Origin of the sequence: Actinoallomurus sp. NBC_01490 (assembly GCF_036227085.1) — a bacterium.
Taxonomy (GTDB): Bacteria; Actinomycetota; Actinomycetes; order Streptosporangiales; family Streptosporangiaceae; genus Actinoallomurus; species Actinoallomurus oryzae.
Genome location: NZ_CP109433.1, coordinates 1,677,286 through 1,701,045 on the forward strand (window position 1 = coordinate 1,677,286; position 23,760 = coordinate 1,701,045).

17 protein-coding genes and 1 pseudogene are annotated in these 23,760 nt (G+C 72.4%); 11 read left to right on the forward strand and 7 right to left on the reverse strand.

The genetic code is table 11. From position 1 onward, the window contains the following. The first annotated feature begins 7 nt into the window (after positions 1-7). From OG417_RS08460 to OG417_RS08500, 9 genes and pseudogenes are all read left to right on the forward strand, one after another. Complete coding sequence (locus tag OG417_RS08460) at positions 8-292, forward strand: helix-turn-helix domain-containing protein (RefSeq protein WP_329252189.1); 285 nt, start codon at positions 8-10, stop codon at positions 290-292. Next, on the forward strand, positions 208-1,224 hold the full coding sequence (locus tag OG417_RS08465) for an RNA-guided endonuclease InsQ/TnpB family protein (protein WP_329252192.1): 1,017 nt from the start codon (positions 208-210) through the stop codon (positions 1,222-1,224). The genes OG417_RS08460 and OG417_RS08465 overlap by 85 nt, the downstream gene beginning before the upstream one ends. Positions 1,225-1,274: 50 nt before the next feature. Next, positions 1,275-1,424, forward strand: a complete 150-nt coding sequence (locus OG417_RS08470; protein ID WP_329252195.1) for a hypothetical protein — start codon at positions 1,275-1,277, stop codon at positions 1,422-1,424. A gap of 44 nt (positions 1,425-1,468) precedes the next feature. Further along, positions 1,469-3,643 carry an acyl-CoA dehydrogenase gene (locus OG417_RS08475; RefSeq protein ID WP_329252198.1) on the forward strand — a complete coding sequence of 725 codons (2,175 nt, stop codon included), beginning with the start codon at positions 1,469-1,471 and terminating at the stop codon, positions 3,641-3,643. Positions 3,644-3,662: 19 nt separating this feature from the next. After that, positions 3,663-5,411 carry a hypothetical protein gene (locus OG417_RS08480; protein ID WP_329252201.1) on the forward strand — a complete coding sequence of 583 codons (1,749 nt, stop codon included), beginning with the start codon at positions 3,663-3,665 and terminating at the stop codon, positions 5,409-5,411. Next, positions 5,411-5,542, forward strand: coding sequence for a hypothetical protein (locus OG417_RS08485; RefSeq protein ID WP_285583051.1), 132 nt, complete (start codon positions 5,411-5,413; stop codon positions 5,540-5,542). Before OG417_RS08480 ends, OG417_RS08485 begins: the two co-directional genes overlap by 1 nt. 3 nt (positions 5,543-5,545) lie before the next feature. Continuing rightward, positions 5,546-6,319: a glycosyltransferase gene (locus OG417_RS08490; RefSeq protein ID WP_329252204.1), complete on the forward strand. Its 774-nt coding sequence runs from the start codon at positions 5,546-5,548 to the stop codon at positions 6,317-6,319. A 38-nt stretch (positions 6,320-6,357) separates the two neighbouring features. Continuing rightward, entirely contained in the window at positions 6,358-7,686 is a 1,329-nt protein-coding gene (locus OG417_RS08495; RefSeq protein ID WP_329252207.1) for a glycosyltransferase family 4 protein, read from the forward strand. Continuing rightward, a pseudogene (locus OG417_RS08500) lies at positions 7,674-9,698 on the forward strand (alpha-(1->3)-arabinofuranosyltransferase domain-containing protein); the annotation flags it as partial. The gene OG417_RS08495 and the pseudogene OG417_RS08500, both read left to right, overlap by 13 nt. 2,010 nt (positions 9,699-11,708) lie before the next feature. Here the strand turns inward: OG417_RS08500 and OG417_RS08505 are convergent. Beyond that, a complete protein-coding gene (locus OG417_RS08505) occupies positions 11,709-13,010 on the reverse strand; it encodes an acyltransferase family protein (RefSeq protein ID WP_329252210.1) in 1,302 nt (433 codons plus the stop codon). A gap of 146 nt (positions 13,011-13,156) precedes the next feature. Here OG417_RS08505 and OG417_RS08510 point away from each other — a divergent pair, with 146 nt between their 5' ends. Further along, positions 13,157-14,182 (forward strand): DUF3068 domain-containing protein, encoded by a 1,026-nt coding sequence (locus OG417_RS08510; protein WP_329252213.1) that lies wholly within the window; start codon positions 13,157-13,159, stop codon positions 14,180-14,182. 19 nt (positions 14,183-14,201) lie between these two features. Here the strand turns inward: OG417_RS08510 and OG417_RS08515 are convergent, their stop codons facing one another. From OG417_RS08515 to OG417_RS08530, 4 genes are all read right to left on the reverse strand, one after another. After that, positions 14,202-14,549, reverse strand: a complete 348-nt coding sequence (locus OG417_RS08515) for an HAD-IA family hydrolase (RefSeq protein WP_329262193.1) — start codon at positions 14,547-14,549, stop codon at positions 14,202-14,204. A gap of 75 nt (positions 14,550-14,624) precedes the next feature. Then, complete coding sequence (locus tag OG417_RS08520) at positions 14,625-15,806, reverse strand: HEAT repeat domain-containing protein (RefSeq protein WP_329252217.1); 1,182 nt, start codon at positions 15,804-15,806, stop codon at positions 14,625-14,627. A gap of 22 nt (positions 15,807-15,828) precedes the next feature. Further along, positions 15,829-16,947, reverse strand: coding sequence for a sensor histidine kinase (locus tag OG417_RS08525; protein WP_329252220.1), 1,119 nt, complete (start codon positions 16,945-16,947; stop codon positions 15,829-15,831). Further along, positions 16,944-17,600 (reverse strand): response regulator transcription factor, encoded by a 657-nt coding sequence (locus OG417_RS08530; RefSeq protein WP_329252223.1) that lies wholly within the window; start codon positions 17,598-17,600, stop codon positions 16,944-16,946. The genes OG417_RS08525 and OG417_RS08530 overlap by 4 nt, the downstream gene beginning before the upstream one ends. A 109-nt stretch (positions 17,601-17,709) precedes the next feature. Between OG417_RS08530 and OG417_RS08535 the strand changes: the two genes are divergently transcribed. Beyond that, positions 17,710-19,422, forward strand: coding sequence for a hypothetical protein (locus OG417_RS08535; protein ID WP_329252226.1), 1,713 nt, complete (start codon positions 17,710-17,712; stop codon positions 19,420-19,422). A 44-nt stretch (positions 19,423-19,466) separates the two neighbouring features. Here the strand turns inward: OG417_RS08535 and OG417_RS08540 are convergent, their stop codons facing one another. Further along, positions 19,467-20,819, reverse strand: coding sequence for a M1 family metallopeptidase (locus tag OG417_RS08540; protein WP_329252229.1), 1,353 nt, complete (start codon positions 20,817-20,819; stop codon positions 19,467-19,469). A gap of 213 nt (positions 20,820-21,032) precedes the next feature. Beyond that, on the reverse strand, positions 21,033-23,483 hold the full coding sequence (locus OG417_RS08545) for a M4 family metallopeptidase (protein ID WP_329252232.1): 2,451 nt from the start codon (positions 23,481-23,483) through the stop codon (positions 21,033-21,035). Positions 23,484-23,760 lie beyond the last annotated feature (277 nt).

Genomic DNA, 23,760 nt, shown 5'->3' on the forward strand with positions numbered 1-23,760 from the left:
TTCCCGCGTGCAGCTTCGGTACGGCTTCCGTTTGTACCCGACCGCTGATCAGCGCACAGCGTTAGCTCAGGCGTTCGGGTGCGCGCGGGTTGTCTTCAACGACGCGTTACGTGTTCGCGAGGACGCCCGCGCCGCCGGGCTGCCGTTCGTCACCTTGGCCGAGTTGTCCAAGCGGCTTACGGTGGAGAAGAAGACACCGGAGCGGGAATGGCTCACCGAGGTGTCCTCGGTGATCCTTCAGCATCTCTGCGGGACCTGGATGCGGCTTATCGGAACTTCTTTGACGGTCTAAACGGCAAACGGCCCAAGGCGGGCCCGCCACGTTTTAAGTCCCGTAAGGACACCCGGCAGTCGATCCGTTTCACCGCGAACGCCTCTTGGCGGATCACTCAGGGGCAGAAGCTGCGGCTTCCGAAGGTTGGGGATGTGAAGGTGAAGTGGTCTCGTGCTCTGCCCTCGGTTCCGTCGTCGGTGACGGTAATCAAGGACGGTGCGGGTCGGTACGTCGCCTCGTTCGTCATCGACACCGGCCTCGAAGAGCCGTTGCCCGAGGCGACACCGCAGGTCGGGATAGACTTGGGTCTGGGGCATTTTGCTGTCCTGAGTGACGGCCGGAAAATTGGTTCACCGCGGTTCCTGCGTCGCGCCGAAAAGCGCCTTAAGCGTGCGCAGCGGGAATTGTCCCGCAAACAGGAAGGTTCGAAGAACCGGGACAAGGCCCGGCTGAAGGTCGCTCGCGTGCATGCGCGCGTGGCTGATGCACGCCGGGAGTTTCATCACCAGCTGTCCACCCGGCTGATCCGCGAGAACCAAGCGGTCGCCGTGGAGGACCTGGCGGTGAAGGGACTCGCCCGCACGCGCCTGGCCAAGTCCGTTCACGACGCGGGATGGTCCGCGTTCGTGTCCATGTTGGAGTACAAGGCTGCACGACACGGTCGGACGTTTGTCAAGATCGGCCGTTTCGAGCCCACCTCGATGGTGTGTTCGGCGTGCGGTGTCAAGGACGGACCCAAGCCCCTGCACATCCGTACCTGGACGTGCGGAGCTTGCGCGACCGTGCTGGACCGAGACGTCAACGCGGCGGTCAACGTCGCCAAGGCCGCCGGACTGGCGGTGACCGCCTGTGGAGCGCAGGTAAGACCGGTATCCGTACCGGCACAGCGCGATGAAGCAGGAACCCACCCAGACCCGCACATGCGGGTGGAAGGACTCCCGGCCGCCTAGTGCCGGGGGGAAGTCAAAACGTCAACACCGCGCTCGTGGACGGGCGGTGCGTGCCGCAGAACCTCCGGCAGGCGTCGGTCTACCGGCCGCGGTTCGTCTCCGCCCCGCTCGGCGTCTTCCGCCGCGGCTACTCCGCACCGCCCGCGCGCCCCACGTCGATCGCCCCCGGCTGGTACCGCACCTGCCCGGCACGGCGGTGACGGGCCCTACCGAATCGCGTTCGGATTTGATCTATCGTGGGCGCATGGGCATAGGACTGACCGCCGAGCACGAGGAACTCGCCGCCTCCGTACGCGCCTTCGCGGCGCGACACATCCCGCGCGAGGCCGTGCGCGCGGCCCTCGCTCCGGACGCGGGCGATCGGCCGGACCACTGGAGCGCGCTCGCCGGCCAGGGCCTGCTCGGCCTGCACCTGCCGGAGGACCGCGGCGGGCAGGGCTTCTCCCTGGTCGAGCTGGCGGTCGCCGTCGAGGAGATGGGCCGCGCCCTCGCCCCCGGCCCGTACGTCCCCACCGTGTGGGCGAGCGCCGTGCTGCTCGCGGCGGGTGCCGGGGACCTGCTGCCCGGCCTCGCCGACGGCACCCGCCGCGGGGCGGTGTCCCTGGCGGGCGGGCTGACCGGGCGCCGCGAGGGTGAGGTGCTCGTCGTGTCCGGGGCCACTGAGCCGGTGCTGGGCGGCCTGGCCGCCGACCTGTTCGTGCTGCCGGTCGCGACCGGCGACGGCGAGGAGTGGGTCGTGGTGCCCGCCGCCGAGGTCACGGCCGAGCCGCTGGAGAGCCTCGACCCGGTACGCCGGGTGGCGCGGGTCCGGTTGGACGGCGTGTCCGCGCGGGTGCTGACCGGCCTCGCACGGCCGGACGTGCTCGCGACCGCCGCCGTGGTCCTCGGCGCGGAGGCCTGCGGGGTCGCCGGTCGCGCGGTCGACACGGCGGCGGAGTACGCGCGGACGCGGGAGCAGTTCGGCCGCCCGATCGGGCAGTTCCAGGGCGTCAAGCACAAGTGCGCCCGCATGCTGGTCGGGCTCGAACGCGCCCGCGCCGCCGTCTGGGACGCCGCGTACGCGGTGACCCACGACTCCGGCGACCAGGTCGCCTACGCGGCCGGAGTCGCCGCCGCGCTGGCCCCCGACACGGCCGTCTCCGCCGCCCAGGACTGCATCCAGGTGCACGGCGGCATCGGCTACACCTACGAGCACGACGCGCATTTGTACTACCGGCGGGCGCTGACCCTGCGGGCGCTGCTCGGCCGCGCGTCGGAGCACCGGGCGTCGGTCGCCGCCCTCGCGCTGTCCGGCGTGACCCGCGAGCGCGAGCTCGACCTGCCCGCCGAGGCGGAGCCGCTGCGGCGCGAGATCCGTACGGAGGTCGCGGCACTGGCCGCACTCGGCGAGGCCGAGCGGGTCGAGGCGCTGGCCGCGGGCGGCTGGGTCCAGCCGCACCTGTCCCGGCCCTGGGGCCGGGCGGCCTCGCCCCTCGAACAGGTCGTCATCCACCAGGAGCTGCGCGCCGCCGGTGTGCAGCCGCCCGCACTCCTGATCGGAGCCTGGGTGGTGCCCTCGCTCGTCGCGCACGGAACGCCCGAGCAGCAGGAACGCTTCCTGCCCCCGACCCTGCGCGGCCAGATCATCTGGTGCCAGCTGTTCAGCGAGCCGGGCGCGGGCTCGGACCTGGCCGGGCTGCGCACCCGTGCGGAACGGGTGGACGGCGGGTGGAGGATCAGCGGGCAGAAGATCTGGACGTCGCTCGCCCAGTACGCCCAGTGGGGCATCTGCGTCGCCCGTACCGACCCGGACGCGCCCAAGCACCAGGGCATCACCTACTTCCTGGTCGACATGGCCTCGCCCGGCATCGAGGTGCGCCCGCTGGCGGAGCTGACCGGCGAGCAGATCTTCAACGAGGTGTTCCTCGACGAGGTGTTCGTGCCGGACGCGATGGTGGTCGGTGAGGTGAACGCGGGCTGGCAGGTCGCCCGCGGCACCCTCACCGCCGAGCGCGTGAACCTGTCGACCGGCTGGCAGCTCGGCGCCGACGTGCCGGGGCTGCTCGCGCTCGCCGGGGAGCTCGGCCTCGCGGAGGACCCGGTCGTACGCGACGCCCTGGGCGGGTTCACCGCCGACGCGCACGTGTTCGCGCTGCTCGGCGAACGGGCGATCCTGAAACAACTCTCCGGCGTGGACGCCGGGGCCACCGCGAACGTCGGCAAGCTCGTCGGCATGGAGCACGGCCAGCGGGTGACGGAGTACGGCTTCGGGCTGCTCGGCGCGGAGGGCGCGCTCACCGGCCGCGACACCGACGGGGGACGCCGGCACTGGACCCGCCTGCTGCTCGCCTCGCGCGCGATGACCATCGGCGGCGGCACCACCGAGGTCAACCTCAACGTCATCGCCGAACGCCTGCTCGGCCTGCCCCGCGACCCGTGAGGTAGCGTTTCGTCCTCCTATGCGAGCCACGAAGCGAGGCCGGCACACCGCGGTCGCGGCCGGCGTCGGGCTGCTGCTCGGCGCGCTGGCGCTGGGGCCGGCGCTCGCCCCGGGGTTCGTGCTGGCGTACGACATGGTGTTCGTGCCGCGTCCGGCCCTGTCCGAGGCGACGTTCGGGCTGACCGGCATGTTGCCGCGGCACGTGCCCAGCGACGCCGTCGTGGCCGCGCTGTCCCACCTGGCGCCGGCCGGGCTGGTGCAGAAGGCGATCCTGCTCGCGATCTTCGTGCTCGCCGGCGCCTCCGCGTCCACGCTGGTGCCCGGCGAACGGCTCCTGCCACGGCTCGCCGCCGGCGTCGTCTACGCCTGGAACCCGTACGTGGCCGAACGCCTGCTGCTCGGTCAGTGGGCGCTGCTTCTCGGGTACGCGGCGCTGCCGCTCGTCGTGACGGCGGCGGCGCGCGGGGACCACCGGCGGCTGGCGCTCGCGCTGGTCCCGGCCGCCGTCGGCGGCTTCGCGGCGCTCGCCGTGTCGGGGCTGGCCGCGCTCGTCGTCGCGGGCCGCCGGGGCCTGCGACCGGCGCTCGTCACGGCGGCGATCCTGCTTCTGGCCGCGCTGCCCTGGCTCGTGCCGAGCCTGCTGCGCGCGGCGAGCGCGCCGGGCGACCCGGCGGGGGTGGCGGCGTTCGCCGCACGCGCCGACACCCCGTTCGGCACGCTCGGCAGCCTGCTGCTGCTCGGCGGCGCCTGGAACGCCGAGACCGTGCCCGGCGGGTACGGCGGCCCGGTCACGGCCGCGCTCTGGCTCCTCGTCGTGGCCGCCTCGATCGCCGCGTACGCCGGTAGCGGGAGGATCCCCGGGCTGACCGCGTACCTCCGTGGCGGCCGAGCCCTCGGGCCGACCTCGCACGCCCGTGGCGAGGGAATCCCCGGGCCGACCTCGTACGCGCCCGGTGGGCGGGTTCCCGGGCTGGCCGTGGCCGCCGTGCCGGGGTTCGCGCTCGCCGCGCTCGGTGCGGTCGTGCCCGGCGTGCTGCGCGGCGCGATCGGGCTGTGGCCGGGCTTCGCGTTCCTGCGGGACGGTCAGCAGTTCGTCGCGCCGCTGGCGGTCCTCGTCGCCGCCGGGGCGGGCCGGGCCGCCGCCCGCCTGCCCGGCCGGACGGCGCCCGCGCTGCTGGTCCCGCTGCTCCTGCTGCCCGGACTGGCCTGGGGCGCGGGCGGGCGGCTGCGCGCGGTGCACTATCCGGCGGACTGGGCGCGGGCCCGTACGGCGGTGGCCGCCGATCCCGGCGACGTGCTCGTGCTGCCCTGGGCGGCCTACCGGAGTTATCCGTGGAACGGCGGGCGGCGCGTGCTGGACCCGCTGCCGCGGTTCCTGCCCGCCCGGGTGATCGTCAACGACGGCGTGCGCGTCGCCGTGCCCGGTGGGCGGGACATCGGCCTGGCCGCCGAGGAGCCGCGCGCCCGCGAGCTCGACGCCCTCGTACGCTCCGGCGCCCCGCTGACCGCGCCGCTCGCCGCGCGCGGCGTGAAGTACGTCGCCGTCGACGCCGGAGCGCCGGACGGCCGGCTCGCCGGTGCCGAACGCCTCGTCGCCGGCCCGGACCTCACGCTGTACCGCCTCCCGGGTGCCGTTCCGGCGAATTCGCCGCACATACCGCGATTGCCGGTCTACATTGCGTGGTTTATTACATTTGCGACATTTATCTGGTCCTGGCGAGTACCGACTAGTAACCTCGAAAAACGATCACTTCCGAAGGAGTCATGATGCGGATCGCCGCCGCCGTGCTCGCCGGAGCCGTCCTCGCCCTGCTGACCTCTTTCGGCGTCGTACGGGTCGTCACGACGTCCGAGAAGGACCCGGTCGCCAAGCCGCTGTACAACTACGGCACGCGGTGACCGGTGGGTCCGCGCGGCCGGCTCACTGAAGGAGCGCTGGACGTCGTCATCCCGGCGAGGAACGAGGCGGCGCGGCTCGCCCACGGCCTGGCGACCCTGTCGGGCGGGCTCTGTGAACTTCCCGTGTCCACCACCATCACCGTCGTGGACAGCGCCAGCACCGACGCCACCGCCGAGATCGCCCGCCGGTGGTCGGGCCCGGTGCCGGTGCGCCTCCTGCGCTGCCCCCGGCCCGGCAAGGGCGCGGCGGTACGGGCCGGGCTGCTCGCCACCACCGCGCCGTACGTCGGCTTCTGCGACGCCGACATGGCCACCGGCCTGGATATCCTCCCGGACGTGCTCGCCATGCTCCGCACCGGCGCCCAAGTGATCATCGGCTCCCGCCGCCATCCGGAGTCGGACGTGGAGGTCTACGGCCGTCCGTTCCGGCGCGTCGGCGCCCTCGCCTTCAACCGGCTCTGCCGCGACATCACCGGCGGCGTCACCGACACCCAGTGCGGCTTCAAGTTCTTCGCCGGTCCGCTCGCCCGGGCCGCCGCCGCCGACCTGCGCACGGCCGGGTTCGCCTTCGACGTGGAACTGCTGGTGCACTGCCGCCGCCGCGGCGCCGCCATCACCGAGGTTCCGGTGACGTGGCGCGACATGCCCGGCTCGACGTTCTCAATCACCCGCCACGCAGGAGCCTGCGTACGCGACCTGCTCCGCATCCGCGCAGCAGCAAGAGAGCCGGTGGCACCCCCCGCGAGAGCGCCGCTCGCCGACGAGCTCGCGAGGTGAGGCGAGGTGTGAGGCGAGGTGTGAGGGGTCCCCTCACCATGCCAGGGCCTGGTGAGGGGACCCCTCACCAGACCCGGGTCCACTCCCGGGGCGGCTCCCGGGTCGCGGTCGTCAACTGGCGTGATCTCTCTCATCCGGCGGCCGGCGGGGCTGAGCGGTACGCCTGGGAGATCGCTCGGCGGTTCGTCGCGGAGGGCAGGCGCGTTGACTACGTCACGGGGCGGGCGCGCGGGCAGAGTCGGCGGGAGACGGTCGAGGGCGTCCGGGTCGTACGCCTCGGCGGTCGGTTCACCATCTACCCGCTGGTGCTCGCCTGGATGCTGGTCCGGCGCCGGTCCTGGGACGCCGTGATCGACTGCCAGAACGGCATCCCGTTCTTCACACCGTGGGTGCTGCCGCGCGGCGTTCCGGTGTTCTGCGTGGTCCATCACGTGCACGACGAGCAGTTCGGCATGCACTTCCCCGCCTGGCTGGCCCGGGTGGGGCGGTTCCTGGAGGGGCCGGTGGCCCGCCGCGCGTACCGGCGTCACGCCTGCGTCGCCGTCTCCCCGTCCACGGTGGCGGCCATGCGCGAGCGCCTCGGCTGGACCGGCCCGGTGTACGTCGTGCCGAACGGCGTCGTCCCGCCCGTGTCACCGCCCGGGTCGCCGCCCGCGCCCGGCGACGGCGCCGGGCTGGTGTGCGTCAGCCGGCTCGTGCCGCACAAGCGCCTCGACCGCCTCCTCGACCTGGCCGAACGCCTCCAGACGCCGGTGCACCTCGTCGGCCGGGGCCCCGACGAGGACCGGCTGCGGGCGGAGGTGGCCGCGCGCGGCCTGGATCACCTGGTGGTCCTGCACGGCTACCTGCCGGAGGACGCGAAGAACGCGCTGGTCGGCCGCTCTCGCCTGCACCTGAGCACGTCGCGCGGCGAGGGATGGGGCCTCAGCGTCACCGAGGCGGCGGCGCTCGGCGTGCCGACCGTCGCCTACGACGTGGACGGCCTGCGCGACGCGGTCCGCGACGGCGTGACCGGCTGGCTCGTGCCCGCCGGAGAGGACGTCGGCGACACGGTCGAGCGCGCCCTGAAGGAGCTGGCCGACCCGCGGCGGCGCCGGGAGACGGCCGCCGCCTGCCGCGACTGGGCCGGGCGGTTCGACTGGGCGCGCAGCGCCGCGCGCATGGCCGCGCTGGTCGACGCCGCCGTCCGCCGGGGCACCGCGCACAGCGCCCGGCCCGAGGCGGTCGTGGTGCGCGGCGCGGACGGAGAGCGGGTCGTGGAGGGTCCGGTCCGCGACGAGGTGCTGGAGCGGGGCGAGGCCGAGCCGGTCCGCACGGCCACGGAGCTGGAGCGCCTGCTCGGGCGGGCCGGTGGATGGCCGCGGTGACGACGTCCCCGGCGGTCGCGGAGCGGCCGTCTGAGGAGGCGGCCGGCGAGCCGGATCCGGTGCTGCGCGAGCGGCTGCGCGTCCTGCTGTGCTGCGCCTGCCTGAGCCTCCTCGCCACGGCCACGCGGCCCGGCCGGATCATCCCGGACACCAAGATCGATCTGCCCCTCGCCCCGGCGCGGTTCCTGGGCCGGGCGCTGCACCTGTGGGACGTCGAGCAGTTCGGCCAGCTGCAGAATCAGGCGGCCGGCTACCTGTTCCCGATGGGGCCGTTCTACGTGCTCGGGCACCTGATCGGGCTGCCCGCCTGGATCGTCCAGCGGTTCTGGCTGGCGCTGTTGCTGTGCGCGGCGTTCGTCGGCACGCGGCGGCTCGCCGAACGGCTCGGCATCGGCTCGCCCGGCGCCCGCCTGGCGGGCGCGATGGCGTACGCGCTGAGCCCGCACGCGCTGGCCGTGATGGGCATCAACTCCTCGGAGTACCTGCCCCTGGCGATGCTGCCCTGGATCATCCTGCCGCTGGCCACGGTGACCCGCCGTGACCGTCCGGTTGGGCGCGGCAGCGGGCGGATCAGAGCGGCGGCGCGGTCGGGGCTGGCGGTCGCCTGCTGCGGCGGCATCAACGCCACGGCCGTCCTCGCCGTCGTGGTCGTGCCCGCGCTGTTCGTGCTCACCCGGCCGCGCGGCACCGCGCGGATCCGGCTCCTCGCGTGGTGGGCCGCCGCCGTCGCGTGCGCCACGGCGTGGTGGAGCGTGCCGCTGGTCCTGCTCGGCCGGTACGCCTTCTCCTGGCTGACCTACACCGAGAAGGCCGTCACGACGACCTCCTCCACGAGCCTGGCCGACATCCTGCGCGGCACCGAACGCTGGACGAACGTCCTCATGGTCGACGGGAGCCCGTGGCTGCCGCTCGGTCACCTGTTCCTGAGCCGCACCCTGCCCGTCCTCGCCACCGCCGCGGTGGCCGCGCTCGGCGTCGCGGGCCTGGCGCGGCGCGGCCTGCCGGAGCGGACGTTCCTGCTGTTCACGTTGCTGCTCGGCGTCACCGTCATCGTCTCCGGCCACGCCGGACCGTTCGCCGCCGAGGTCCGGCAGTGGATCGACGGGCCGCTGTCGCCGCTCCGCAACCTGTACAAGTTCGACGGCCTGGTCCGGCTGCCGCTGGCCCTGGGCCTCATGCACCTGCTGACGCCGCCGGGCACGCGAAGACGCCGCACCTGGCCGGTGGCGGCGGCGCTGGCCGCCCTCGCCGGGGTGGGCCTGTCCACGCTCGGTACCGGCCTGTCCGTCAGCGGCGACTTCACGTCCGTGCCGCCGTACTGGCGCCAGGCCACGTCCTGGCTCAACGCGCACGCCGGGAACCAGGGCGTCATCACGGTCCCCGGCTCGCGCTTCGCCGAGTACCTGTGGGGGCGCCCGCTCGACGAGGTCACCGAGCCGCTGATGACGGCGCGGTGGGCCGAACGGCAGATCGTGCCGGCCGGCTCGGCGGGGCTGACCCGCCTGATGGACGCGATCGACCAGCGGCTCACCAGCGGCCATGGGTCGGCCGGGCTCACCGAGGTGCTCGGCCGGATGGGCGTCCGGTACGTCCTCGTGCGCAACGACCTCAAGCGCGACGACCTGCGCGGGGCCTGGCCCGCCCGCGTCCACGAGGCGCTGTACTCCTCACCGGGGATCAGCCGCGTCGCGTCGTTCGGCGGCGCGGTGGGCACGACCCTGCCCGGCGACGCGGTGAACACGGTCGACCAGCCGTACCCGGCCGTGGAGGTCTTCGAGGTCGCGGGTGCGGACGGCGTCGTGAGCATGACCGGCGTCGACCAGGCGCTGCGGCTGTACGGCTCGCCGGAGGCCGTGCTGACCCTGGCCGACAACGGGCTGCTAGACGGGCGGCCCGTCCTGCTGGACGACGACGACCCGCAGGCGCCGGGCCGCGCGGCGGTGTCCGACTCGCTGCGCCGCGTGCAGCGCAACTTCGGAGAGCTGCGCGGGCAGACCTCCCCGACCATGACCGCGGACGAGAAACCGGGCCGGCCGGGCGACGAACGCGACTTCATGGAGAACGCCTGGGACCGCTACTCGACGGTCACCGGCTACACCGGCATCAAGGACGTCACCGCGTCCTCCTCCGCCTCCGACATCGACTCGATCGCCCAGCTCGACGACCCGGGCGCCCTTCCGTACGCCGCGATCGACGGCAACCCCTGGACTCGGTGGGAGACCGGCGGCTGGCACGGTCCGGTCGGGCAGTGGCTCAAAGTCGACTTCGGCCGTCCGGTGACGCCGCGGAACGTCACGGCGGCGTTCAGCCAGGACTCCTGGCTCGGGCCGCCGCCGAGCCGGATCGAGATCCTGACCGAGAACGGCCGGGTCGAGCAGAAGGTCGCGCGGACCACCGCCGCCCAGCCGCTGGCGGTCGCGCCCGGCCCGACGAGGTGGCTGCGCGTCCGCGTCCTCGCGCTCGCCGAGAAGCCGCTCGTGCCGTCCGGGGCGCGCGTCGGCCTGTCCGAGCTGCACATCGACGGCGTCCAGGCGCTGCGGCAGTATCGGCTGCCCGCGGTGCCCGGCGGCGGCACGGCCGTGATGACCCGCGCCCCGGGCCGGCTGCCCGCCTGCATGCCGGGCCCGATCCGGTGGGTCTGCTCGCCGCAGCTACAGCGGCAGGACGAGGAGGGCTACGGCTTCGACCGGGTCTTCACCGCACCGGCGGCGACCAGGGCGCGGCTGACCGGAACCGCGGCGCTCGTCGACACCGCGCTGATCCAGCGGTACATGAGCACCGACCCCCGCGTCTCCATCGCGGCGAGCTCGGCGTCGACGAACGATCCGGCCGGCATGGCGCGCTCGGCGTTCGACGGCGACGCGACCACGACCTGGATCCCGGCCGACGGCGACACCGACCCGACGCTGGCGCTGCGGTGGCGGCGCGCGACCGTGGTGCGGAAGATCACCGTCAAGCGACCGCCGGGCGCGAGCGGCCTGCTGAGGGTGCGTGTCGAGGGCGACCGCGGCCGGTGGCGCGAGGGCGTGATCGGCGCCGACGGCGTGCTGACCATCGCCCCGATGCGCACGGCCCGGTTGACCCTGCGGTTCCCCGGGGAGACGCCCCAGGTCACCGACATCGTCATCCGGCACGTGCCGAACCTGCGGCGCCTCCCGGCGGCGAACCTGTCGCTGCGGTGCGGGCTCGGGCCCAAGCTCCGGGTGAACGGGGTGACCGTGCCGACGCGGGCGAGCGGCAGCTTCGCCGACGTGCTCGCCGGGCGGCCCCTGCGCTTCACCGCCTGCCGCAGCGTACGGCTCCGGGCGGGCGCGAACACTCTTGACCCGGTCGCCTTCGACTCCTTCCGCGTCGACTCGGCGGTCGTGGACCCGGCGGGCGGCATCGCGTCCGTGCCGGCCGCGCGACCGTCGTACGTCCGGGTCACGCGGTGGACACCGCAGACGCGGAGCGTGGAAGTCGACGCCGAGCAGGAGTCGTACCTGACCGTCGAGGAGAACTACAACGCGGGCTGGCGGGCGACGATCGGCGGGCGGACGCTGCGCCCCGTACGGCTCGACGGCTGGCGGCAGGGGTGGATCGTGCCCGCGGGCACGACCGGCACCGTCCGGCTGACGTACGCGCCGGACCGGGTCTACCGGGCCGCCCTGTTCTCCGGGATCGGGCTGTTGCCGCTGCTCCTCGCGGTCGCGCTGTGGCCGGCCCGGCTCACGCCTCTGCGGACCCGTACGGTGCCCGCACCGGTCGCGGGGCGGTGCCGTGGCCGGGTGGCCGGGATCGCGGGTGAGGCGGCGGCGGTGCTGGTCGCGTCCGCGGTCGGCCTGTGGTCCGGCGGGATCGCGGGCGTGGCCGTGGCGGCGGTCGCGGCGGCGGCGTTCGCCTGGGCGCCACGGCGGCAGCGCTCCTGGCTCCTGTCGCCGTGGACGGCGGGCGGTGCGCTGCTCGCGGCGAGCGTGGTCGCGCCGGCCGGGGCGCGCGTGGACGGCCCGCACGCGCAGGTGTTCGCCGAGCTGGTCCCCCGGCTACTGTGCCTGGTCGTCATCGCCCGCCTGGCCGTCGCGCTCAGTGGCTCGCCCGGCCGGGGCGGTGAGCCGGTCGGCGCGCCACCGCCGCGAGGTGAGCCGGAGGATCGGCCGCTCGACGTAGTAGAAGGAGATCGTCGCGATCCCGACGGTCAGCAGGGCGATCACCGGGAACTCGGTGAGGAAGTGGCCGGTGAAGGGCGTGTGCCCGACGAGCTCGCTCCAGCCGATCAGGACCGGCACCTGCCAGAGGAAGACGCCGTAGGAGACGCGGCCGAGGAACCGCATGACGCGGTTGCCCAGAACGGCGCGCATGACGGGCTCGCCGGCGGGGGCGAGGGCGACCGGGCCGACGGCGAAGACGGCGACCAGCCCGTACAGCACGACCCGGAACTCCGACGTCCAGACGGTGTCGATGGTGGTGAGGTCGGCCGGCCCGGAGAGCGGTGACGCGGCGATGCCGTACAGCACCGCCGCGGTGAGCCAGCACGTGCCCCACGACCGCGCGACGGTGCGGGCGAACCGCGCCGCGCGCGCCGAGCCGGTGCGGGCCCAGACCGACACGACCGACAGGGCCATGCCGATCGCGAACCACGCGAAGTAACGCGGCAGCCAGGCACCGAGCAGCGGCCGGTAGGACGGGTGGAACATGAGGATCGAATAGACGAGCGACAGCGCGGCGTACGCGGCGATCGCCCAGAGCAGGCGCCGGGCCCGCCGGTCGGTGTCGGGCGCGCCGCGCTCGCGGAGCCGGGCGTACCACCCGAGGATCGCGGCGGTCACCGGCAGCAGGACGTACCAGGCGACCTCGACGGTGAGGCTCCAGATCTGCCACAGGCCCTCCGGCCCGAGGCTGTTGCCCCACCACGGGTGCGGGTCGTAGGTGTAGGTGAGCGTCAGCAGCCGCAGCCAGGTCCACGCGTCGCCGAGGTGGGCGCTCAGGTAGACGATCATCACGTACAGCACGAGCACCCAGTACGCGGGCAGGATGCGCAGCGCCCGGCGCCGGTAGTACCCGCCGAGGTCGACCCGGCCGTCGGCGGCCAGCGTCCGCGTCGCCCACGGGCGGTAGAGCAGCAGCCCGGACAGCGTGAAGAAGACCGTGACCGCGATCGCGCCGCCGGACAGCAGCCACGCCTTGGCGTCGTGCTTGAGCGTGCCGCCGGTGTCGGCCCCGATGTGCAGCACGAGCACCCCGAACGCCGCGACCGCGCGTACGCCGTCCAGCGCGTCGTAGTGCTCCTGCGGCCCGCTACGGCCGGCAGCGCGCACGCCGGTCGCGGACGGTGCGGGAGCTGTCACGGACCACCTCCGGGCCGGGAAAAGGCAAGCCTACGCACAGGTAACATGATCGTCACAAAGATCGCCCCACCCGGCGACAAATATCACATTCCCCTATGATTCAGGCATTTCCCCTTGGGAGGTGCGCGGTGCGGCGCAAGGTGGGCTTGATCTTGATCGGGGCCGGAGCGTTCTTCCTCGCACTCGCCCCGCTGGTGCGCTTCTATGTCGCGCGGCAGGTCGTCGCGGCGCCACTGAACGTGTACGAGAAGACCACGCTCCGCGCCGACAACGCCACGTATCTGGACACCTCCAAATGGCGGGTCCAGAAGGGCGCCACCGTCACCGCGACCAACACCACGCGAGGCGACGTCCGCGCTGGTGACGGAAAGATCGCCGTCTGGGACTCCTTCACCTCCATCGAGGACCCGACCAACAACGCGAAGATCGAGACACAGACCCAGCGCGCCGTGTTCGACCGCCGCACCGCCGGGATGCGCAACGGCCGGGGAGCCGCGGTGAACGGCGACTCCAACGTGCGCCAGTCGGGCGTCGGCCTCTTCTGGCCGATTGGCGTGAAGCGCAAAACCTATCCCTATTTCGACATCAGTACGAAGCGCACCTGGCCGATGACTTATGAGGGCGAGGAAAAGGTCCACGGCATCACGACGTATCGCTTCGTGCAGCAGATTCCGCCGACCGTCACCGACACGATAAAGCCGGGTGTGCCCGCCTCGCTGCTCGGCCTGCCGGCCAAGCAGGTCGCGCGGCTGCCGGGCTATGACAAGAAGAACAACGCGGTGATGGTGAATCGCGTCTACCAGGCGACCACCACGGTCTGGGTCGACCCGCGCACGGGCGCCCCGGTCAACCAGGAACAGAAGGTCACCCAGACACTGCGCACCAGCGACGGCGTCGACCGCCTCACCGTCGCGGACCTGGACCTGAAGATGGTCCCGGAGAGCCAGCGGGACCTCGTCGACCTCTCCGGCGGCCAGGCGTACAAGGTCGCGCTGGTCAAGGCCTGGCTCCCGTACGGCGGCGGCGCCCTCGGCATCGTCCTGCTCGTCGTCGGCCTGGCTCTCGCCGTCACCGGCCGCCGCGAGCCCGCGCCGGGCGGTGCGGCGGGGGAGAGCGCTGAGGGCCCCCGGCCCTCCGGTGAGCAGCCGCCCGACCGGGAACCGTCCTCCTGACCTGGCCGACCGCAGAGGATCAGTCGTCGATGAGAAAGTCCTCGATCCGGGCGATGGTGCCGGCGTTGCCGGTGTGAAGGTGGCCGGTCATACCGAGCGCCTCCGCGGCGGTGACGTTGCCGTGAGCGTCGTCGATGAACAGGACGTCGCCGGGTCCCGCCGTGAGGCGTTCGAGAGCGACCGTGTAGATCCGGGCGTCGGGCTTGGCATAGCCCACCACGCAGGAGAGGACGACCTCGTCAACGACACCCGTCAGCCCGGCCTCCGTGATCCTGGTGCGCATGTTCGGCCATGCGTTGCTGACGATGGCGGTCTTCGCGCGACCATGAAGACTGCGGAGAAGCGCCACGAGCGCGTTGTCCCACACATGCCTGGACGCCAGGTCACGCCGCAACTCGGCGAGCAGGTCCGGGCTGGCCCGGAGGCGTTCGCCGACGATGCTTCACTCTGTGATCACTGGAGCGTCGCGGCCGTACGGGGTCAGTGCGCGCAGGCCCGTGCCGCGCATGGGGGTCTTCTCGCTCAGTTCGGTGGGGTCGATGCCGAGCGGCTCATCCGTGTCGATGCCCTCGGTGGGGTCGGTGTCGCCCCATTCGTCGTCGTCGGTGACCTCTCGTTCCCAGATGAGGTCGCCGTTCTTCGCGCATGCCCACGCCGCCGTACCGCCGTAGCCGCGTCCGGCGAACCCCCACGCGACGCCGAACCGCCCGCTCAGCCGCCGCATGACGTCGCGCGTCCGGGCGTACCACTCGTCGTCCCACGCCGGGTAGCACCAGCCGCTGACGATGAGAGTCCAGCCGTCGACCTCCGGCGTGACGAACGCCTCGGCCCGCTGCTCGTGCTCGACCTTCGGCACCGTCCACCACGAGCCACTCGCGACGGCCAGGCCCAGGTCGAAGTACATCGGGCTCGGGTCGGAGAAGTCCAGGAGCTCCAGAACGGCCTGCTGGTCACCGCCCGGAACCGCGATGCAGCTGTTCTCCCAGATCTCCTGGGGACGGTCGGCGGCGGCCTTCGCCCCGAGGTGGCGTCGCCACAGTGCCCGGTCCTTCTCGGACAGGGCCTCGGGCCCGCCGATGTTCATGATCGCGCTGAAGGCGTTCGCGCGACAGGCGCCCGGTCCGGACTCGCGCACCTTCCGCAACGCGTCCAGCGTCCCGGGGCCCAGCTCTTCCAGCGCCCAGATCGCTCGTTGCCGCACGTCCGGGTCGGGGTCGCCGAGCAGCCGGATCAGCGCGCCGGTCGCCGGGAGCGCCTCGGCTCTCATTCTCTGCAGGCAGAGGGCCGCGCACTCCCGCACGTCGGCCGAGGGATGCTCGAGCGACTCGATGAGACGGTCCCAGTGCTCGCCGAAGAAACCGCCGAACGTCCACCGAGCCCGCCGGGCCGGCTCCTGCGGCAGGTCGGCGGCGACCGCGTCACGGATCGCGCAGAACGCCGCGTCGCCCAGCTCTCTCAGCAGAAAGCCCGCCTGGGCCCAGTCGAGCGGCGACTCCTCATCGAGGAGCTCCGCCATCAACGCGGGAACCCCGGCGTCACCGAGCTCTTTGAAGCGGTCCCAGGCCGGTCTCCAGATCGCCTTGTCCGGCGACGCCAGATCACTGATCAGTCCGTCGAAATCCACTTCAATGATCATAGGGAGTGGCTCAGGCCGCGGGGAGTTCGACGGTGATCGTCAGTCCGCCCTCCTCACGTGGACGGGCGGTGATCGTTCCGCTGTGAGCGTCCACGATGGCCCGCACGATCGACAGGCCCAGGCCGCTGCCCCGATCGGAGCGCAGCCGGTCCGCGTGCAGCCGCCGGAAAGGTTCGAAGATCGTCTCGATCTCGTACGGCGGCACGGCCAGCCCGGTGTTGGCCACCACCAGCTCGGCCAGGTCACCGCGCTGCCGGGTCGTCACCCAGACCTCGCCGCCGCTGTGGTTGTGCCGGATCGCGTTCTCCACGAGGTTCTGTGCGATCCGTTCCAGCAGTATCGCGTCTCCCGCGGTCGGCGCCGTGTCCATCAGCCGGTGGAGCGTCACGGTCTGCTCTTCGGCCTCGTCGGTGACCTGGTCGAGGACGTGTTCGACCACGTCGGTCAGGTCGAGCGGACGACGGTCGAGGACCGTCTGCTCGCCTTCGGCGAGGGCGAGCAGCCCGTCGATCAGCCGTTCGTGCCGGGTGTTGACCACCAGCAGTGACTCGCCGAGCCGCTTCATCTCCTCGGTCGCGTCGGCGCGGCGGACCGCCACGTCCACCAGGGTCCGGTTGATGGCGAGGGGCGTCCGCAGTTCATGGGAGGCGTTCGCGACGAAGCGGCGCTGACCGTCGAACGCACGGGCCAGGCGCCCGACCATCGTGTCGAAGATGTCGGCGAGCTCGCGCACGGTATCGGGCGGGCCCGTGTAGTCGATGCGTTCGGTCAGGTCGTGGCTCTGCGCCACCCGCCTGGCCGTCTCGGTCACGCGATTCAGCGACCGCAGCACCCAGCCCGCCGCCAGCCAGCCGAACCAGCCCGCCGCCCCGCTGACCAGCACGACCGTTATGACGCCCCAGAGCAACAGTGAATCCATGGTGGTGTCGGCGGCGTGATGGGCGGTACCGCTGAGCCACCCCTGGCTTCCCACGCCTGTGTTCTCGTCTGCTGCGCGGATCAGCGCCTCGGTCTCGCTCCGTAGGTGGCTCCGCAGCAGCAGGTGAACGACGAGGAGAAGGACGGCGCCCCAGAGGAGGGAAAGACCACCGCAGAGCAGCGCGACGCGCAGGCGGATCGTCAGCTTCATCGAATTCGGTACCCCACTCCCGGGACGGTCTCGATGATCGGAGGGTCGCCGAGCTTGCGGCGCAGCTTCATCACCGTTACCCGCACCGTGTTCGTGAACGGATCGGTGTGCTCATCCCACACCTTCTCCAGCAGGTTCTCGGCCGGGACCACCGCGCCGTTCGCCCGGAGCAGCTCGGCGAGCACGCCGAACTCCTTGCGGGCCAGGGGTACGTACCGGCCGTCCCGGAAGACCTGGCGGTGGGCCTGGTCGAGCAGCACCCCCATCCGCTCCAGCTTCGGCGGATCGGCGGGCCGGGACCTGCGGCCCAGCGCGTGTACGCGGGCGAGGAGTTCCTCGAAGGCGAACGGCTTCGTCAGATAGTCGTCGGCGCCCATCATCAGGCCCGAAACGCGCGAGCGCACGTCGGTCGCGGCGGTGAGCATCAACACCCGCACGAGCGTCCCCGAGCCGGCCAGGTGCCGGCACACCTCGTCACCGTGCACGACCGGCAGGTCCCGATCGAGGATGAGCACGTCATAGTCGTTCACCCCGAGCCGCTCCAGCGCCGCCCCGCCGTCATAGGCGATGTCCACGGCCAGAGCCGCGGCGCGCAAACCCTCGGCGATCGATTCGGCGAGCATGCGCTCGTCCTCGGCGATCAGTACCCGCACTGCCCCTCCTGAACGACCTGGCCGCCCAGGATGCCTCGGGAGGGATAACGCGGGCGTAACCAGATCTGGTTATGACCGGATTATCGGCGATTGGCTGAACTTTCGGCCCGTGGCCATTCAAATCACCGGGCCTGTCGCCCTGGTCCCTCCAGCCGTCTCCTCTGCCGCGAAGGACGGCGGCCGGAGCCGTCGGAGCAAAGCCACGTGGCTCGTCCTGCTGGGCTGGCTCGCCCAGGTGGTCCTCCGGGTGTGGACGTCCTGGCACGCGCATGCGCCTGCGGCCTTTCCCGATGAGGCGGGTTATCTGCTGGCCGCGCGCCGGCTGGCCGGCGGTCCGGGTGGAGACATGTCGTATTCGACGTTCTACCAGGGTGGATACCCGCTTCTCCTCAGCCCGGTCTACTGGGTCACCGCGGACCCCACGACCGCGTACCGGCTGGTGCTGATGATCGGCGCGGTCATCGGCGCGGCGGTCTTCCCGCTGTCGCTGGCGATCTCGCGACGGCTGGGGCTGCGCCCGGCCACCGCCTTCGGGATCGCGTTCGCCGTGGCGTTGCTGCCGGCGAACGTGTTCTTCGGTGCATGGGCGCTGGCCGACGCCATCCTGCCCGCCATCGTCGCCTGCTGGCTGCTGGCGCTGATGCGGTTCGCCGACACGGGCGGCCGCCTGGCCGGATCCGTGGCGAGCCTGGCCGCCGCCTATGCGTACGCGGTGCATGCCCGGGGCACCGTGATTCTGCTCGTACACGCCGGAGTGCTCGGTTTCCTGCTGGTCCGCGGGTGGGTGCCGCGTCGGCGCACCATGGTCGGGATCGGTGTCGCGGCCGTCGGCTACGTCGGCGCGAGCCGGCTGAACGCCTTGCTCCTCCACGCGATGTGGCCTGACGGGTCACTCGACCTGAGCGCCGTGCTGTGGTCCCGGCTCACCTCCGCCGACGGACTGCTCCGCACCCTCTCGGGTGCCTGCGGCCAGGTGTGGTACCTCATCGTCGCGACCTACGGACTCGCCGGTCTGGGGCTGGTGGCGACCGTCGCGCGGCTGCTCTCCCCGCGCGCCGATCGATCGCTGCGGCTGGTGGCGGCCGCCGCCATCGCCGTCACGGCGGGCATCGCGCTGGCCACGACGGCGGCACTGCCGGACGAGCACCGGATCGGCAACTACGCCTACGGCCGCTATCTCGCCTGCGTGGCGATCCCGTTGTCGCTCGCCGGAGCCGGGACGCTGGTCCGGGCCGGCCGCCGCACAATGATCACCGCGGTCCCGGCCACGGTCGGAGTCCTGGCCGGGGCCGCGCTCGCCGTCACGACGTATGCGGGGCCGCGGCTGCACGAGTACACCTTCATCGGCTTCGACTTTCCCGAGACCTCCTACCTGACCGGGAACTGGCGCTCTCTCGACATGCTCACCGCAGGCCTCGTCGCGGGCGCGCTCTTCGGCGGCATGATCCTGCTCCGCAGGCTGCCCATCCTCGTGGTGGCGCTGCTTCTCCTCGTGAACGGAGGATTCATTCTGCACACGCGCGCAACTTTCGTCCGCCCCGCGGGCGACCTCCGCCACGCCTTGAGCGGGAAGGGCGGGGTGGAGGTCGCCCGTGATCTCCGTTGGTGGACCGTCATGAAGCTGCGCTACCGCGTCGGGTGGACGACGGTCGGATGGTTGAATTCCGCGGCCCCGCGCGCTCAGACCTGTACCGTGCTTACCGCTTGGCCGGGCGGTGCCGCCTCATCCACGTGGCCCGGCCATCCGGACGGCTGGACGGTCGCCGACCAGAAGCCGAGCCAGTGGGTCGCCTGGCGCAGGGAGAGCTGTGCCGCCCGCTGAGCCGGCGCGGACGCGCTTCGGTGACATCCGCCCACGACGATCGGTCAGCCATCGATGCGGTGCCGGCTCCAGAAGGACGTCAGGTCGGTCGTGGTCAGCGCCTGCGCCGCAGCCTTGAACTCCGCGGTCGTCGAGACGCCGTACCAGTGCGACCGGGCGTAGTCGTGCGTCAGCCTGGTCATGGCCGTGGTGCCGAGCACCCGGCTCAGGTCGTGCAGCGCGCACTTGCCGTAGCCGTACACGACCATGGCGTACCGGCCGGGGTGGGCGTCCCAGTACGCCATCGAGTTGGTGATCTTCTCGTCCGACGACGCCCAGGACACGCTGTTCCAGCAGCCGCTGCCGGTCTTGCCCTCGTACAGGTCGGTGGCGTAGTCGGCGAAGGACTCGTCCAGCCAGGGGCTGTTGTACTCGTCGTCGCCCACGATGCCGTACCACCACTGGTGGGCCAGCTCGTGCGCCAGCGAGGTCGAGCCGACCAGATCCAGCACGAAGCCGGGATACTCCATGCCGCCGAACCAGAAGTTGTTGTCGAGCACGACGTCGGCCTCGCCGTACGGGTAGGCGCCGAACCGCTGCGCGTGCGCGTCCAGCGCCGCCGTGGCCGTGTTCAGCATCGACGTCGCCGAGCCGGCGGAGATGCCGCTCACCCGGTACACGTTGACCTTCACGCCGCCCGGTGAGGTGCCCGACGTCGCCGCGAAGGGTCCGGCCGCCCAGGCGAAGTCACGCACCTTCGCGGCGGTCGCGGTCGTCACCGTACGCCCCGAGGCGCCGGCCCGGTCCGTGGAGGTGCCCGTCGCCGGAACCTTCAGCGAGGTCGGGTGGTCGAGCGTGACGGTCCAGTCGCTCGCGAGCGAGTAGAAGGACTCGCCGTGGTTCGTGTACGGGTCCAGGTGCCAGCCCGACGCGTCGCGTACCGCGAGCACCGGCAGCGCGTTGCCGAGGAAGTAGTAAGCCCCGTCGTGGCCGAACCGGTCGGCGCCGCTCGGCACGACGATGCTCAGGTCGAAGCCCACCGTGCCCGACGCGCCCTGGGGGAGCGGCGCGGGCAGGGTGACCTTCAGCGCGGTGCAGCCGACCTCCGGCGCGCCCGCCGTGCCGCCCGTCACGTTCGTCACCGTGACCGGCGTCGACGGGCAGCTGCCGTGGTAGTTGTCCCACAGCCGCAGGTAGACCTCGGTCAGCGGCGTGGCGGAGGCGTTGGTGAAGGTCACCGACTCGTGCCCGGTCCACGTGCCGCCGGTGGCGTTGCTGGTCAGGCTGACCGTGTACGACGGCGACTCCGGCGTACGGGTCGAATCGGCGGCCTGGTGCGTGGCGCTCGCCGCCCGCGCGGCGACGAGCGGCGCCGTCGCCGCCACCACGGCGGCGACGATCGCGATCTTCGTTCTCATCAAGTACTCCCGAGGATGCAAGGGCCTGGGGTGACGAGCATTGTCACGTGGAGGCACCAGACGATTACAGCAGGTGTCCACGACAAAACCAGCCGCGCAAGGGGTCGGCACCCACGGCGCGGCGTTCGCCGGGGGAGAAGGCCCGGCGAGCCGCGCGGCGGCTCGCGCGCGGCTCACCGGGTCGTTCGTCCAGGGCCCTTCAGGCCGTACGGGTCAGGACGCGTTCACCGCGACGTCGTCGAGGACGAAGCTGGTCTGCAGGTAGGCGTCCTCGGTGCCGCTGAACGACAACGTGACCGTCTGGCCGGCGTAGGAGGACACGTCGAAGGTCCTGGCCGTGTAGCCGGAGGCGGCGTTGGCGTTGCTGTAGGTGGCGAGGGTCGTGCCGCCGATCTTGACGGTGAACTTGTCGTAGGCGGTGGACCCGCTCTCACTGGTGTCGATGTGGAGGTAGAAGGTGAGGGAGGCGTGGCACCCGGAGGGGATGCTGATCGACTGGGTGGCGGTGTCGGTGTGGGTGGTGCCGTAGCCGTCGAACCAGGCGAAGTGCGTGCCGGAGTGGGCGCTCTCACCGCTGCCGTTGGTCGAGACGACCCCGGACGTGGTCGTCCACGGTGACGTGCCGGACTCGAAGCCGCCGTTGCTCACCTTGTCGCCGGTCGAGGAGCATCCGCCGCCGACCGGGCTCACCGTCCAGGTGAACGTCGTCGAGCCGGTCGCGTTCGCGGTGTTCTTCGCGGTCACCGTCACCGATGAGGTGCCGGTCGTGGTCGGCGTGCCGGAGATCAGGCCGGTCGAGGCGTTGACCGACAGGCCGGCGGGCAGGCCCGTGGCGCTGTAGGTCAGGGTCTGGCCGTTCGGGTCGCTCGCCTGGATCTGCAGGCTGACGGCCGTGCCGACGGTGGTCGTCTGGTTGCCGGGGTTGGTCACCGACGGGCTGCCGGGCTGGCCGGGGCAGGTGCCGGGGACCGGGTCGGTGCCGGTGACGCTGACGGCCGCCCAGGCGGCGTTCACCGTGTCGTACTCGGTGCAGTGGGTGCCGTACAGGTCGGCGGCGGCCTTCAGCGAGTCGGTGCGCGCGCGGGCGTAGTTCTCGCCGCTGCTCGCGTACGAGGCGAGCGCGCGGTACCAGATCTTGGCGGCCTTGTCGTTGCCGATGCCGGTGACCGTGGAGCTGTTGCAGGTCGGGCTGTTGCCGTACCCGTGGTTGCCGCTGCCGACGGCCAGCAGGAAGAACCAGTGCGCCAGCGGGCCGAGGGAGTAGTGCGGGTCCAGCGAGCCGTTGCCGCTCGTGTAGCAGTTCGGCGACGCGCCGTCGAGCGACGGGTTGTACATGTAGCGCAGCGGCGTGCCGTCACCGTTGATGTTGATCAGCTCGCCCATGGTGTAGTCGGGCGTGTCGTGGGAGTTGTTCGCGTAGAACTCCACCATCGTGCCGAAGATGTCGCTGGTGCCCTCGTTCATGCCGCCGGTCTCGCCGGTCTCGTCCCAGCCGGTGAGGGCGCCGCTGACGCCGTGGCTCATCTCGTGCCCGGCGACGTCGATCTCGACGAGCGGACGGGCGTTGCCCGAGCCGTCGCCGTACGTCATCTGCGAGCCGTCCCAGAAGGCGTTGACGTAGCTGTTGCCGTAGTGCGTCCGCGACGGCACGCCCGCGCCGTTGCCGAAGATGCCGTTGCGGCCGTGCACGTTCTTGTAGTAGTCGAACGTCTCCGCGGCGCCGAAGTGCGCGTCGACGCCGGCCGACGCCGCGTCGCTGTTGCTGCCGTTGCCGAACGTCCCGGTGGAGTTGCTGAAGATCGTCCCGGTGCCGCTCGTGGCGTGGTTCAGGTTCGTGGTGTACCCGTTGCCGTGCGACGGGTCCCTCATCTGGTACGTGCCGCCCGACTGGGTGAGGTCGATCGGCACCGTACCGCTGTAGATCGAGTTGCCCGTGCCGGCGACGAGCGGCGTGACGCTCTTCCGCGCGGCGGCGGCCTTCTCCTGGGCGGGGGAGAGCAGGGTGTCGACCTCGTCCCGCTGGGTCACGACCTTGCCCTTGAACGCGTCGACCAGGACGTGCAGGACGCTCGGCGTCTGGTCGGCGCGCACGCCGCGTACGACGGTCTCCCAGACGAGCTGGGAGGACCGCCCGGTGGCCCAGACCGCGAGGTGCGGCTTGCCGACCGAGGTCACCGTGCCGCGCAGGCGCGCGCGGGACGTGCTCGCGGCCGCCGACGCGGCGATCTTCGGGGTGGTGGACACCGAGGCGGCGGGCGTCGCGATGTTCAGCGCGCGGTAGGAGCCACCCGGCTTGAGGTGGACGATCAGGTCGCCGCCGTACACGGGCAGCCCGTGGAAGGTCCGGTCGAAGCGGACGTCGGCGGCGCCGTTCCCGGCGACGACGACCGTACGCGGCGTGAACGCGTCACCGGCCTTCACGTGGGCGGTGCCCTTGTGCGCCGAGAGCGCCTTGCGCGCGTCGGCGATCGCCCGCTTGCGCGTGCTCGCGGGCGGGTCGGTGGTGAAGTCGTCCGGGGTGAACGCCGAGCGCCCCGCGTTCGCGGTGGGCTTGGGGGCGGCGGGGCGCTGCGGTGATGCGCCGGCGGACGGGGTCACCGTCAGCGCGGCCACGACGGCGAGTACGGCGGTCGCCGACACCGTCGCGATGCGTGGTCTGGACATGGGCGGAGGGTTCCTTTCGCCGTTGAGCGACGGGCCCGCGGTAGCGGGCCGGCGGAAAGGACAGGGCCGGAGACCGCCCCGGGGGACGGGACGGCCGTGGTCGCGGGGGCCTGGCGGGCGTGCCGCCCGCTCCGGAGGGCCTTGGCGGGGGAGGTCCAGGGAGCGGGCACCGCGGCGGCGACCCGGACACCGCTCGCCGGCCCCGGCGCGCGTTCCGGCATCCGGCGGGCGTGTTCCGGCGGCGAGCCTCCTTCCGGATCTCGGCGAAGTGACGCCG

What these genes read in the sequence shown, in the direction of transcription:
- OG417_RS08465 (WP_329252192.1), top strand. Translation starts at nt 208, where the DNA reads ATGGCTCACCGAGGTGTCCTCGGTGATCCTTCAGCATCTCTGCGGGAC.
- OG417_RS08475 (WP_329252198.1), top strand. Translation starts at nt 1,469, where the DNA reads ATGGGCATAGGACTGACCGCCGAGCACGAGGAACTCGCCGCCTCCGTA.
- OG417_RS08480 (WP_329252201.1), top strand. Translation starts at nt 3,663, where the DNA reads ATGCGAGCCACGAAGCGAGGCCGGCACACCGCGGTCGCGGCCGGCGTC.
- OG417_RS08485 (WP_285583051.1), top strand. Translation starts at nt 5,411, where the DNA reads ATGCGGATCGCCGCCGCCGTGCTCGCCGGAGCCGTCCTCGCCCTGCTG.
- OG417_RS08495 (WP_329252207.1), top strand. Translation starts at nt 6,358, where the DNA reads ATGCCAGGGCCTGGTGAGGGGACCCCTCACCAGACCCGGGTCCACTCC.
- OG417_RS08525 (WP_329252220.1), bottom strand. Translation starts at nt 16,947, where the DNA reads ATGAAGCTGACGATCCGCCTGCGCGTCGCGCTGCTCTGCGGTGGTCTT.
- OG417_RS08540 (WP_329252229.1), bottom strand. Translation starts at nt 20,819, where the DNA reads ATGAGAACGAAGATCGCGATCGTCGCCGCCGTGGTGGCGGCGACGGCG.
- OG417_RS08545 (WP_329252232.1), bottom strand. Translation starts at nt 23,483, where the DNA reads ATGTCCAGACCACGCATCGCGACGGTGTCGGCGACCGCCGTACTCGCC.